Source organism: Leptospira hartskeerlii (genome assembly GCF_002811475.1).
GTDB classification, from domain to species: Bacteria; Spirochaetota; Leptospiria; order Leptospirales; family Leptospiraceae; genus Leptospira_B; species Leptospira_B hartskeerlii.
In genome coordinates, this window is record NZ_NPDL01000014.1 from 25,166 (window position 1) to 38,891 (window position 13,726).

Below are 13,726 nucleotides of genomic sequence, written 5' to 3' on the forward strand. Positions count from 1 at the left end.
AACTAAAATTGAAAATAGATAAATGCGGCAGAAGGCCCCTTATTCAGAACGATCAGAAATAGCAGGAATGCATAACCGATATTTGAAATCTTCTCCATTGTTTCTTCCGAATACTTTTCCTTATAGTCCGTCCGAGAACTTAGGTTATCGATAGGTATCTGGTTCCGGGCTTCAAGAGCCGACAGGCTCTTATACCATCCGTAAAAATGATAGAAGAACACTGGAGCAGAAAAGAATATTAAAAATGTGCAAAGTTCCCAGTCCGTTCCCAAACTTAAATTCGTACTTAGTAATTTTAGATATTTAATTGCGGTTTCAAAATTAGGTAAACGGAATAATAACCAAAGAAGAGAAACGCATAGAAATACAAAACCGACTTTTATAAAGGAAAAGAAACGATTTTCAGGAAGTTTGAATGGAAGATTCTGATCTAAAAATCTTTCTATAAGTAATAAAAGTCCGTGACCGATCCCCCAAACCATATATCTCCATTCCGCTCCGTGCCAAAGTCCGCCTAATGCCATTACCAAAAATAGATTTATATAAGTCCTGAAGTTTCCTTTTCTGTTTCCTCCCAAAGGAATATATAGATAATCTCTTAGCCAAGTAGAAAGAGATATATGCCATCTTCTCCAGAATTCCGAAAAGGTGGAAGATATATAAGGAAAATTGAAATTAGTAGGAAGTCTATAGCCGAATAAGAATGCGATCCCGATAGCGATCAAAGAGTATCCGGCAAAGTCTGCAAAGATCTGAGCAGAATATCCCAAAATCAAAAGTATTAACGTAAGAGTGGAATGATGCGAATTGTAGGGAAAATCGATAACGAATGTAAGATCGTTCAAATTATCCGCGATCACCGTTTTCAGAAAATATCCGAGTATTAAGATCTTGGCAGCTTGGATCCAAGGAATGTCCCTGAAATTTTTTGTTTTTATCTGAGGAAAAAATTCTTTCGCTTTAACGATAGGTCCCGCCACCAATTGAGGGAAAAAATTAATATAGAGAGAAGACTGTAGGATCAGTTTAGGATAGGGGACCTTCTCCTTGAAAATTTCGGAACCGATCCTATAAAAATCTACTACCATGCTGATCCCATGGAATGTATAAAAAGAAATACCGATCGGAAGAGGGATTAGGAAAATCCAATGTACGTCCGAAATATCCGAAGACCCCGAGCTTCCCAATAAAGTTTTGGCGAATAGTCCGCTATATTTAAAGAAGAATAATACGCTCAGATTTAGGACTACACCTAATGCCAAGATTGCTTTTTTAGATCTGAAATTCGGAGTTTGGATCAGATATACGATACTCGCGTTCCAGAAGATGGAGAACAAAAGTAAGATTAGTAACCAAGGATCAGTATACGCGTAAAAATAAAAACTAGCGGCGACTACTGTCAGAAGTTGGAATCTTTTTAGGAAAGGTAGATAGTAAAGAGTAAAGGTAATTAATAGGAATATGAAAAATCCAAAACTATTAAAATTCATGGGAAAGAAAATCTGACTGGTTCAAATTCTTTCCTGGGAACCTTAGGTCAAGAACCTATTATACTTCTCGAGCTTCTTTCACCAAAAACATTTCGATCTCTCCCTTGTTCTTAGCTTTTATCAATCCCCTGGACTCGCAGATAAAATCTTCTCTCACAAAATGGAATGTATCCAAGGAGATATTCACTTCTCCTGCGACTCCGGAACTCTCCATACGGCTCGCGGTATTTACTGTGTCTCCCCAGATATCGTAGGCGAATTTTTCTGTGCCGATCACTCCTGCTACTACACTTCCTGTATGGATGCCCAAGCGTAATTCCCAGGTAGGAAGACCTAAGTTTTGTCTTTCTACCTTTTGTTTTTTCATAAATTGTTGGAATTCCAACCCGCAGAAAACCGCGTCTCTTGCATGGGTATGATTCGGTGTAGGAAGTCCGGCAACGGCCATATAGGCGTCTCCGATTGTCTTGATCTTTTCCAAACCGTATTTTTTTGCGATCTTATCGAATTCAGCAAAGAAGAAGTGGAGTTCCTTCACTAATTCTTCAGGACTCATTTTTTCAGCAATATGGGTAAAGCCGGCCATATCCGTAAATAATACGGTTACACTATCATAACGTTTTGGCTGAACGGTATCGTTCATCTTTAATTCGTCTGCGATCGATTCAGGAAGAATGTTCCGAAGAAGATTATCCGATTTTTTCCTCTCTATATTGAGGTTCCTGCTAAGTATAAAGATCAATATTCCCGTCAGTATCTGGACGAAGATATAGTTTCCTCCCAGATCCATATATTCTGAATCTCTATCTTTTTGAGGAACAATGAAGTTCGGATATAAATATTCAAATACGTACAAAAAGCCGGTGACGAACGCATAAAATGCGTAGATGAAAAAGATATTATGATTTTTTAAAAGAATAGTGGCAATCACCAATGCCGGTATAAAATAATAATGGTTTCCTCCGTTGGAGCCTCCATGTAAGAACCAAAGAGAAGATAAATATACGAGTATTGTTAAATTTAAAGGCCAGAAAAGAACGTAATAAATATTCCTAAATCTGGAAAAATAATACATGGTGAGCAGGATAGAGCCGGATATCAAATTTAGGATAATGACCCGGTGAGAATATTCCGTTTTCTCTTCAAAAATGGAACCTATGATATTCAAACTCCCATTTACTAGGGAGATCGCGTTAAATAGCCTATGCTCTAGGGAGTTCTTTTTCGGATCTCCGAAGATTAAATAAATGAGTTGGATTAGTTTCTGCTTCATATGGAAAGATCGGAGACGATCCTAGTTCCGAAATAGAAATCGCGCAACGCTTTTAAAATAGAAAATAAGCCGGCGCCTTTCGCTTTGGACTGCCTGGAAATCCGAAAGAGTATCTTCCATTGGGAAAATAATATGGAATATCTTTCTCTAAATGAAAATCTGGGATCGTATATATTCGTAGATTCGGAAGTAACCCCGTTTAATTCCACTATATGTAGATCTTTTCCTTCTAAAAAATCTTTGAGAGAAGAAAATCGAATATCGTATCTTCCGAAATAAAAGCCCGAAAATGAAGTAGAGATCTCATCTATCTTATTTTCTAATTCGGAGGTGATCCATTCTGAGCCGTCTAAAAATAAGGTTCCCTGGCAATGATTCCCTGCTTCCGAAAGACAGATAATTTCTCCTAATTTAGGGATCTTCTCCCAGACCTCTGAAAATCTTTTTTGAAATGTTTCCTTTTGTATTTTGAATCTGGGATGATTTTCGACTAATTGGGAAAGAGTAGATATCCCATTTCCTACCAACTTAGGAAATACTTTTCTGGTGACCGAAAATATTTTACCCTTTGTTTCATTCGGATATCTATAATAAAAAACTCCGACTTCAAACGGACCAGGATGGAACTCTTGGACAAGAAGATCCACGTTTGATTCCAGTAAACATTCTTCTAATTGTTTTGGGTCTTTGACTTTTCTGACTCCTTGTCCTCTTTGCCCTGAATCGGGTTTGAGTATGATCGGGAATTTTAAACCAATCGAATTCATTTTTTCTAAAATAGAATGTACGTCTTTTGAATCTTTTGGAACTAAAAAGAATTTTAATATGTGTTGAGGGTCCAGTCCTCGTAATATTTTAAATTTGGATTCTCCTACGAGTCCTCCTAATTCAATTCCCGGATCTGCAGCTGCGATCGTTCCGAATCCTAAGGAAGAAATAGATCCTGATCGAATGGAACGAATTGATTCGAATGCTATATAAGGTATCAAAGGCAGATACAATTTCCAAGTAGGCCAGAATTCCATAGGATCGGATTGCCTAAGAAGATCTTGTTCTGTCTGTGTTTCTAACATTAGATGACCGGATCCCAGGGGAGAATGAGCCTACTTGAATTATATTGGATGGTTGAAATTGCAAACCCGAAATTTTCCGGAATATCTTCGAACCCAAGATCATGCTCTAACGCAACTCTTATGATAGCTTCATGATGAATCGTATGTTCTTGCACATAGAGCAATTCTCTTTCCCAAGAGGAATTTACTATATTCTCCAGTCCGGAAGAAGAATGGACTAAATAGGAAACTTTGACTTCTCCTTCCCAATTTCTTTGTTCGAATTCTCTTTGTAATTCAAAAAGACGGTCTGCTGCCGCCTTCGGAGAATTTTCATAAAGTGGATTTCTTTCTCTTTGGTCATAAGAAACGAGTCCGGTATTATAACCGTTTAATAATGCCTCTGCAAATTCTAAACAATGACGGACCTGCTTTCCGATACTCGCGCCTGATAGAAGATGTAAAGGGCGAGTGTAATTTCTTTCCGAGATCCTAAGTAATAAATCCGCAAATCTCGAAAAAATGATCTCCAGAGAATCGATTAAGTCTGATTTTGTCTGCCTCATTGCGGGAAACTTCGAATATTAGGGCTTTAGGTTACAGTGTAGAATAAAAAAACGCCTGCAGAATACAGGCGTTTTCCAAAGAAAATATTCGATCCGAGATCAGCCGAATTTTCCGGAGATATAATCCTCTGTTTCTTTTTTAGAAGGATCATGGAACATCTTTTTAGTGGTATCGAATTCCACCAAACGTCCCATATAGAAGAAGCCTGTGTAATCACTTACCCTGGCGGCTTGTTGCATATTATGTGTCACGATCACGATTGTATATGAATCTTTGAATTCGGAAATAAACTCTTCCACCTTTTTAGTGGAGATCGGGTCCAATGCAGAACAAGGTTCGTCCATTAGGATCACTTCAGGGTTCATTGCGATCGCTCTTGCGATACATAACCTTTGTTGTTGTCCTCCGGAAAGTCCAAGAGCGCTATCGTTCAATCTATCCTTAACTTCTTTCCAAAGAGCGGACTTTCTTAGACTTTCTTCGACGATATGATCCATCTGGTCTTTGGAAACGCCGCCGTTCAGTTTCAAACCGTAAGCGATATTTTCATAAATGGATTTAGGAAATGGGAAGGACTTTTGAAAGACCATTCCGACCCTTTTTCTGAGTTCCACAACGTTCATTAGAGGATCATAAATATTGATGCCATCTATTTCAAGTTTGCCGTTCACCTTGGAACTATCGATCACATCATTCATACGATTGATCGATCTTAAAAAAGTGGATTTACCGCAACCGGAAGGGCCTATGAACGCAGTGACCTTCTTCGCATGTATCTCTAATGAAATATCATGCAATGCCTGGTTTTCACCGTAGAAAAAATTGAAATGGCGGGATTTTATTTTTACTTTTGTATCTTTCATCTGCGATTAACTCCTCGCATCTCCAATAAAAACGTTATACATGGGCTTTGGCCCTGGACTTCCTGATTCTGTATCTTAAGAATGTAGCGAAAAAACTCATCCCGAAGGTAAGAGTTAATAATACGACTGTGGTTGCGTATTGTTTCGGCATAGCCGCATCTACATCAGGCGATTGAGTTGCCAATACGAACAAGTGGTAACCTAATTGCATGAACTGATCCGAAAGATGAGAAGGTAGCTCCGGTAAGGAATACACAACTCCTACGAATAAGATCGGAGCCACTTCTCCTGCACCTCTTCCAATCGCAAGGATTGCTCCTGTTAAAATCCCTGTTAAAGAATTAGGAAGGATCAATTTCCAGATGGTCTGCCATTTGGTTGCACCTAACGCGAGACTGGATTCTCTCATTTCTCTCGGAATACTTCTCATGGTTTCTTCGACAGAAATAATGACTACCGGCAGGGTGAGGATCGCAAGAGTTGCCGCCGCCCAGATCAAAGCTGGTTTGCCCCAAACTGGAGTAGTATTGTTTGCAACGTAATCCATTCCTTTTCCAAGAAATTGGATGAAGAATCCTACTCCGAAAAGACCGAATACTATGGAAGGAACTCCTGCCAATGTGTTGATCGCAAATCTAACAGTCATTGCGAACTTAGAATCTCTCGCGGTATATTCAGAAAGAAAGATCCCCGTGGCAGTTCCGATCGGAATACTAAATAAGATCATTATAAAAACTAGATATACTGTTCCGTAGATCGCAGGAAAGATCCCACCTTCTAAGTTATTATTCCTGGGCGCTTCCGTTAGGAATTCCCAGTTAACTCCGGAAATCCCTTTGTAGAATATATTCCCGAGCATGAGAATGACTGCCGATAAAATGAGTCCAGTTGCAAGCATCGGACCACCAAGGGCTAATAGGGAATAAATTTTATCTTGAATGACTTTTCTTTTTTTAAGTCTGACTTTTTTCCATTTCAAAGAGGTTTACCAAATCTTGTTTCGTCAGGAGCCATGAAACTTTTTCATAAGCCGTTTTTTAACATACAGCTCAGTGATTGCGTTCAAGGAAAAAGTGAATAGGAACAAAAGAACTCCTAGGAAGAACAGAATATTATAATGTTCTGATCCCCAGATGACCTCTCCCATTTCCGCGCCGATCGTGGCGGCAAATGTCCTACTCGGATCGAAAATGCCGAAGCTCATCATAGGGGCATTACCTGTAGCCATAAGAGCGATCATCGTTTCTCCGAAGGCTCTTCCTATCCCCAAAAGTACTGCGGCGAATACTCCAGGCAATGCCGCGGGAAGCATAACTCTATAAGCGGTTTGCCATTCGGTAGCTCCCAATGCCAAGGATGCCTGTCTATAAGATTGAGGCACTGTGCTTAGTGCATCTTCTGCAACCGTAAATATGATCGGAGTGACTGCGATCGCTAAACCGATCCCCCCGGTCAGAGCGTTCAATCTGAAATCTATATCGAAGGTTGCCTTTACTAAGGTGGCAACATCCATTAAACAGAAAAATCCAATCACGACAGAAGGGAAGTTTGCAAGCATTTCGATTGCAGGCTTTATGATCTCTCTCACCCTTTGAGATACGAAAAACGTAATATTCAAAGCGGCTAAAATGGCTAATGGTGCGCCGAGTAGAATTGCTATAATCGTGGTTTTTGCGGTCCCAACGATCAAAGGTAGAATACCGAATTTAGGAACGGAAGATACAGGCTGCCATACTTTGCTGAAAAGATTTTCGAAAAGAGAAAGTTTTTCAGGCTCGGGAGTAGGTGCCGCTACTGTCTTATTCAATTCTAAAGTATCTCCATCTGGATTATATTCTGTAGGAGCATCCGAACTGGAGTCAGGATTGTATTCCGTTGGGGCACCTGAACTTTGGATTGTAGAAGTGGCTTGCGGAGAATCCGAGAAGAATAAGGAAGAAGCTTCTCTAAAGACGAAGAAAAAAATAAGAAGAATGATAAGGATGGAAGTTGCAGCGGTACCTTTAACTAAGGTCTCCGCGAAAACGTCTATTTTTCTTCTGCTCGGATGTAATAGATATCTCAGCAGAGGATCGAGTTTGCTCATTGAATGTTCCGAATTCTGGATTTAAGAAAGGCTCCCGTTTCCGAGAGCCGATCAAACAATATTACTTTTTCTTAAGAGGGAAGTAACCTACGTCCTTCACAACTTTTTGTCCGTCTTTTCCGATCACCCAATCGATAAACTTTTTGGTTTGGTCTTTAGGTGCTTCTCTCAGATAAAAATATAGGTATCTGGAGATCGGATATTTGTTAGTCAAAATATTCGCTTCGGTTGGAAGTTCCGCTTTAGAGTTTGCGTCGGCAGAAACTGCAACATCTTTTACTCCGGAAGCGTAAGCCGCACCACCGTAACCGATTCCCCATTTGTCTTTGGAGATCGCGTTCACTAATGCTGCAGTTCCTACCATATGTTGAGCAGAAGGATCGAAGTCTTGTTTTTCAAGAGCGTGCTCTTTGAAATACTCGTAAGTTCCGGAGTTATTCTCACGGCTATAAAGTACGATTTTATGATCTTCTCCGCCAACTTCTTTCCAATTGGTGATCTTTCCTGTGAAAATTTTACGGATTTCTTCCAGAGAAAGTTTTGCAACTGGATTCTTTTTGTTTACATAAAGAGAAATACCATCGATTGCAACCTTGATTTCCACACCATTGGAATTATATTTTTCCTTTAATTGTTGGATTTCTTGAGGTTTGAGAGGGCGAGAAGCGGAACAAATATCCGTGGTGCCGTTGATTAGAGCGGCGATCCCTGTTCCGGATCCACCTCCGGTAACTTGGAATTGAACGGATTTATCCGGGAAGGTTTCGGTCCATTTTTGAACCAGGATAACCATCGTATCGGACCCTTTAATGGTGATTGTCTTTTTCTCTTCCCCGGATACGGAAAATGAAGAAAGAGCGAATGCTAATAAGACAATAAGTCTTAAACCTATCTTTTTCATCTGTTTGATATTTCTCCTGAAATATTTTTGGATCATAAATAAGAACCGTTACGAACGGATTTCTCAAATATTACAATCCTGATACACTCTGTTCTGCTGCATAGATTTGGCATTTTAACGCATTCTATGAAATTAGTCCCCGCATGCAAGAAAGTCCAGGGACTTTTTATTATTAGTTGGTAGGAAATCCTACCGCTGTCTTGATCTTTTTACCACAATCCCCCCCGGCTTGCCCCAGGTTCGGATCACAGGTATAATATTTAAAGTTCACAGGACTTGCGTTTGTAGGAATTCCTGAACCTAAGAAACCCAAACTACTGCAACTAGAAGTAGAAAGAGCCGATTTCCTAAGTTCCGTATCGAGAGAATGTCCGAACATTACATAAAGGTAATAGTTGGTCGGAGATATCGTAGAATTAGAAACTCCTAATACGGTGAAATTGTCGTAACATTCTCCCGTATAATCCGTAAAATTTCCTGCAACCTCTACGACTACGATGGATTTGTTTCCGTCGTTAGGGGTTCCAACCAAGGCTCCTAATAGAGCGGAATCCTCCTTTGTATCGGAAGAGCAAGAAATTGCTAAGAGTCCTAAAAGTGGAAGTATGAATTTAAGTTTAGATTTCATAATTTGCATTCTCCTCTTCTTAATCTAACCTGGTGTTCAATTGGTCCGGTGTGACGGTTCCGGTCCAGAAAGTAGCCTGAAGCTGGAAATAAATGGTTTGGTTATTGACCGTTTCAGGTTCTCTTGTTATAGGATCGATTCCCAATTTAAGAACAGGGATTTGATAGAACAATTGCGCTTTGAATAGGTGTTTGTCCCCGAAAAGGTTTAAACCTACCCAGTAGTATTTTTTCAGATCGTTATCTTCTATCTTACCGTTGCGATTGAAATCTCCTTTTAAGAAATCATATCTGAAAACAGGCATAATGTAATATTTATCGAATATTTGGATATTATATCCGACGGTTGCCTGCCATCCGGAAAGATTGTTGGATGCCGCTCCGGTATACGTTGTATATGCGCCGCTCAGATAAATACCATTCCAAGTCATGGTCCCATCGTAGGTATAACCTCTTAGGTCCAGATTTTTCTGGCAATAGCTTGTTTGATAGCTAGGGGCGGTGCAATCGCCAGTGCTATTGTCTGCGGTTGTTTGAGTGGTAAGAAGATACTGAGTTGGAGCTCCTCTTGGGATCGCGCCATCGACTGCTAAAGTAGATGCGGGACCGGAACTAAAGCTTACGTTTTTAGTTTGCATAGCTGCAGCACCTAACGAAATTTTCAGATCTTTTTGGAAAATCTCTTCTCCTTCTTGCCAGCCTACGTTACTACCGTTTTCTTTCACGATACCGCCCAACACGTTCCATTGAACTCTCGCAAAATATAGGGGCGAATTCAGGATAGGTTGGTTCGGTCTACCTGCAACGGTAAGATCCTGACGTCTACCTGTTCCGTAGTCACCACCAGCGCCATGTCCGTTACCTGCCATCAGATCGACGGTAAGATACTTCTCATATTTTCCCTCGAAGAAGTCTTTCAAGGGAGAAAGTCTTAGGTTCACACCCATATCGAACTGAGGATACGCGTTTGTCATATAAGAACGTTCTAATGCGATGAAATTCGCTGAAGACATCAGATATTCTCTATGGAATTGAGTAGGCAATTGACCGAAACTCAATCTTGCTCCTAAGATCGGAATATTCAGATAAAGGAATGCTTCTTGGATATAACCCCTGTTCTCTTTGAGAGAAACGTTAGTTACTTCTCCAGTTGCGTTCTTGGTTTGTGTGATATAGGGAGCGTTTAGCATGTTCTCTCCCCTTAGATTCACTGCCATTCCCCACCAGGAGCCACCTTGGTATTGTACTCCTAAACGAAGACGTCTGAAGTTCCAATCCACGGAATTGAAATCTTCGTTACCGTTATTGTAATTGGAACCGGTCTGAGCGGAAATACCTCTAAATTGTACCCTACCAGTGATGGTAAGTCTTTCCTTTTGAGGTTCTTCCGGTCTACTTGTGAAATGGTTCGGATAAGGATTGAATTTAGGATCGTTCTTGTTAATGGCTTTATCCATTTTACTTTTAAAACGACCCGGACCAGGCTTGGTGAACAATTGTCCGTCCTGATCTTCATAAATAGTGAATTCTTCCGGTTTCGGTTTTTCCACTTTAGGAGGCTCACTTGCTTGTGCAAGTTCCGCTCCTGGTGAAGTTCCCTGGGAGAAAATCGCCTGGGAATAGATGACGAGTCCTAGAATAAGAAATTGAGATTTTATCCCTTCTAAGTTCTTTCTCTTTTTAGATTTCTGCTTCATTCAGAGTTACCTTTTCGATTCGCTTCCCGGGTTTTTTCCCCTGCGAATTCTGTTTTACGTTCAGGTAACAGAATGGCTGTATTTGGTTACAAAATGATTACAGTATGACGAGGATTTGGTTACAAGCCTCCTTTGGATAAGTTTTATGCAGGACTGGTATCATTTAAGTTACAGAAATAAGACTAAGTAATCTAATCATATGATTAGTCTTTAGGCTTTTCTTTCTAAACTTCTCTTCATCTCGGATGCATCCTTGGCGAAACTTTTGGAAGCCAGGAACACAAATAGGGAGGTTAGTAATACCGTGACCGGGATCAGATAAAGGGAATCATGAAGACCGATTGCCTTAAATTGCTCCGTCATTTCGGAAGAGCCTGAGCGTAGCATCGCAGAACGGGTCAAATAATCTGAGAACCAACCCACAACGGCTGGACCCGCCGCACCGCCTAACAGATACATAGCTGCAAAATAGATCGCCATTGCTGTTGCTCTGAGCCTTGGTTCTATCACATCCTGAATTGCGGGGTAAACGCAGGTATAATAATTATAAGAAAGTAACCATCCAAAGCCAAGTAGAATGGAGAAGAATAAGACCATTTCCTGAGACTGCAATAATGCGAGAAGGATTAGAACTCCTGATACGAGCAAATTGAATGCACCGAATAGAAGACGACCTCTTTCCGATCTTTGGTGGATCTTATCTGCAATCAAGCCTCCAACTGTCAGACCGATTAGACCTGTGATCCCTACTATAAATCCAGTTGTGATTGCTGCTTTTACCAAAGTGAAATGATAATACCTTTGTAATAAAGAAACTAGGAAACTATTCACTGCATATGCGGCAAAATTGAAAGTAAGACCGGATAGAATGATCCACCACATAGTAGGAATTCTTAATACTTTTCGGATGGGTTGTGCAGGAGTGACTTTCGATATTTGAATGGATTCAGCAGCTCCTCTTTCAGGTTCTCGGATAAAAAAGAAGAATATGGACAGAATAATCCCTGGTAATGCCGCGATGAAGAATGGTGCTCTCCAAGTTCCGAAGGATTTTACCATGGCTCCCACAGTAAAAAATGCAAGAACCAAGCCTAAGGGAAGGCCTAGCATAAAAATACCGACTGCTCTTGCTCTTTTATGAGAAGGAAAAAGATCTCCTATAAGAGAGTTTGCAGCAGGAGCATAACTTGCTTCTCCTATTCCCACTCCCATACGAACCGAAACAAAAGATAAATAATTCCACGCGTATCCATTCAAAGCGGTAAACGCGCTCCAAATTGCAAGTCCCCAACCTATGATCTTTTTGCGACTCCAAGAATCTGCGAGTCTTCCCAGAGGTAAGCCAGCGATTGCATAAATTACAGTGAAAGCGGATCCTACTATACCTAATTGAAGATCGCTTAAGTCCCATTCATGACGAATAGGTTCTATGATAATTGCGGGGATCGTTCTATCAAAGAAGTTGAGAAGGTTTGCCAAAAACAGAAGGATCAAAATTCTCCATGCATGTTTGGCCTGATTCGAGTTGGATTCCATCGCTATATATCTCCCGAGGATCGTAATTACCCTGGGCCGGAAAGAAAAAGCAAATCATAAAATTATAATTCGAACGATTGTTCTGGGATAAATATATAAAAGATAACTAATGAACGACTGTTAGGTGAGAGAGTAGAACATCTTCTTCTTCCAAAAGGAAGAAGAAGATTATATCAATAGAGAGAGAAACGAACTGGAACGTAAACTTTTACGGTGATCGCTTTTCCTTCTAACATAGAAGGAGAGTAACGTTTTTTGTAAAATGCTTGGATCGCGGATTCTTCTAATCCGTATCCTAAGGTTTTACCAATATTACGTACTCTTAAAACTTCTCCTGAGTCGGCAATGATCACTTCTAAAGTAAGAGTTCCACCCACACCCGCAGACTGAGCGTCTTTGGTATATTCAGGTTGAAGGTTGGGAGAAAGATCCACTGGAGCAGTAGCACCGGAGACGATTGCGTCTTGAGCACCTGCGATCCTGGAATCCTCTTTTTTCTTAAGAGTATCAGTGACCTCGAATTCTCCGTCGTCAGGAGCCTCTCCCACGTTTGGATCTTGGATCACAAGATTTTCCACGAAAGCAACTTCGTCGATCAGCTTGTCCAGATGATCGTAAGTGTTTGGAGGAGTGTACCAGAAAAGAAGAGCTGCGATCTGTAAAACAGCGGAAGTACCTAAGAAGGTCTCCATTCTGTAACGATCCACAAACCTGCGAAGACCGGAACGTTTTTTGGAAGAAGGAGGAGAAGCAACTTGGTTCATTTTAAGCCCCCTCCTTGTGTAGTTTTAGTTACCAGAGAAACTTTTAACGCGCCGGCTTCTTTCAAAAGTTCAAACACATTGTCCAGGTCTGCGTAATTCAGTTCTTTATCCGCATGGATAAGTACTTTCAGATCAGGAGTGGTTGCAAGTTTAGCACGAACGTTATTAATCGCTTCGTTCAGAGGCATCTTTACTTGGTTAAAGTAAATGGACTTCTCGTTATCAGCGCTTAAATATAAATTTGCAATTTTTTTATTAAGCTGCTCTCCTCCGGGAACATCCGGAAGAGCGATGGGAAGATCCGGATCCGTATCAAGGACCGAAGTCACCATAAAGAATACCAAAAGAAGAAAGGCGATATCGGCCATCGAGCTGACCGGAATAGAAGGTGGAGCTTTTTTCTTTTTAAGTGCCATATCTTATTTTAATCTTTTTACGGAGACTTGTTTAAATCCTCTTAGCTGCACAGCCGAAAGAGCATCTAACATATTTCCGTACTTCGTTTCGCCGGTTGTTTTGATCAGAGCGACTTTTTCATCGAGATTCGGGATTTCCAGATCGTTCAGGTCTTTTCTGAATTCCGCCAGATCTTTATAATCACGAGTGCCGAGGACTTTGTTCCTCATTTTGATCGTTTCACCAGCCACCAATATCTCGTAGATATTCTCTCTTAAAACTAGGGTAGGATTGGAGTTTTTACGGGGAAGTTGGATATTCAAACCCTCCTTCACGAAAAACACTGCGGTTACCATAAAAAATACGAGAAGAAGAAACGCGATATCCGACATAGAAGAGGCTGCAAACAGAATTTATAAAGAATTCCTGAAACGTAACGCAAGAGCTTAATATTAGCTCTTCCATTTATTAGGA

Annotated in this window: 14 protein-coding genes; all 14 read right to left on the reverse strand. The window is 40.5% G+C overall.

Annotated elements, in window-relative coordinates:
* Positions 1-2 precede the first annotated feature (2 nt).
* Positions 3-1,490, reverse strand: a complete 1,488-nt coding sequence (locus CH352_RS18375) for an MBOAT family O-acyltransferase (protein WP_100707952.1) — start codon at positions 1,488-1,490, stop codon at positions 3-5.
* A gap of 58 nt (positions 1,491-1,548) precedes the next feature.
* Positions 1,549-2,763: an adenylate/guanylate cyclase domain-containing protein gene (locus CH352_RS18380; RefSeq protein ID WP_100707951.1), complete on the reverse strand. Its 1,215-nt coding sequence runs from the start codon at positions 2,761-2,763 to the stop codon at positions 1,549-1,551.
* Positions 2,760-3,836, reverse strand: coding sequence for an ATP-grasp domain-containing protein (locus CH352_RS18385; RefSeq protein WP_100707950.1), 1,077 nt, complete (start codon positions 3,834-3,836; stop codon positions 2,760-2,762). The genes CH352_RS18380 and CH352_RS18385 overlap by 4 nt, the downstream gene beginning before the upstream one ends.
* Complete coding sequence (locus CH352_RS18390) at positions 3,836-4,381, reverse strand: hypothetical protein (protein ID WP_100707949.1); 546 nt, start codon at positions 4,379-4,381, stop codon at positions 3,836-3,838. The genes CH352_RS18385 and CH352_RS18390 overlap by 1 nt, the downstream gene beginning before the upstream one ends.
* Positions 4,382-4,480: 99 nt before the next feature.
* Positions 4,481-5,245, reverse strand: a complete 765-nt coding sequence (pstB, locus tag CH352_RS18395; protein WP_100707948.1) for a phosphate ABC transporter ATP-binding protein PstB — start codon at positions 5,243-5,245, stop codon at positions 4,481-4,483.
* Positions 5,246-5,279: 34 nt separating this feature from the next.
* Entirely contained in the window at positions 5,280-6,224 is a 945-nt protein-coding gene (pstA, locus tag CH352_RS18400; protein WP_100707947.1) for a phosphate ABC transporter permease PstA, read from the reverse strand.
* A 24-nt stretch (positions 6,225-6,248) separates the two neighbouring features.
* Entirely contained in the window at positions 6,249-7,331 is a 1,083-nt protein-coding gene (gene pstC / locus CH352_RS18405; RefSeq protein WP_100707946.1) for a phosphate ABC transporter permease subunit PstC, read from the reverse strand.
* Positions 7,332-7,392: 61 nt separating this feature from the next.
* Positions 7,393-8,232: a phosphate ABC transporter substrate-binding protein gene (locus tag CH352_RS18410; protein ID WP_100707983.1), complete on the reverse strand. Its 840-nt coding sequence runs from the start codon at positions 8,230-8,232 to the stop codon at positions 7,393-7,395.
* Positions 8,233-8,404: 172 nt separating this feature from the next.
* Positions 8,405-8,860: an LA_3150 family lipoprotein gene (locus CH352_RS18415; RefSeq protein WP_100707945.1), complete on the reverse strand. Its 456-nt coding sequence runs from the start codon at positions 8,858-8,860 to the stop codon at positions 8,405-8,407.
* 19 nt (positions 8,861-8,879) lie between these two features.
* Positions 8,880-10,556, reverse strand: a complete 1,677-nt coding sequence (locus CH352_RS18420; protein WP_100707944.1) for a hypothetical protein — start codon at positions 10,554-10,556, stop codon at positions 8,880-8,882.
* 210 nt (positions 10,557-10,766) lie between these two features.
* Positions 10,767-12,092, reverse strand: coding sequence for a spinster family MFS transporter (locus CH352_RS18425; RefSeq protein WP_100707943.1), 1,326 nt, complete (start codon positions 12,090-12,092; stop codon positions 10,767-10,769).
* 173 nt (positions 12,093-12,265) lie between these two features.
* The gene (locus CH352_RS18430; protein WP_100707942.1) at positions 12,266-12,856 is read right to left on the reverse strand and encodes an energy transducer TonB; all 591 of its coding nucleotides are present in this window, start codon (positions 12,854-12,856) and stop codon (positions 12,266-12,268) included.
* Positions 12,853-13,272 (reverse strand): ExbD/TolR family protein, encoded by a 420-nt coding sequence (locus tag CH352_RS18435; RefSeq protein WP_100707941.1) that lies wholly within the window; start codon positions 13,270-13,272, stop codon positions 12,853-12,855. The genes CH352_RS18430 and CH352_RS18435 overlap by 4 nt, the downstream gene beginning before the upstream one ends.
* A gap of 3 nt (positions 13,273-13,275) precedes the next feature.
* The gene (locus CH352_RS18440; protein WP_100733524.1) at positions 13,276-13,644 is read right to left on the reverse strand and encodes an ExbD/TolR family protein; all 369 of its coding nucleotides are present in this window, start codon (positions 13,642-13,644) and stop codon (positions 13,276-13,278) included.
* Positions 13,645-13,726: the final 82 nt, after the last annotated feature.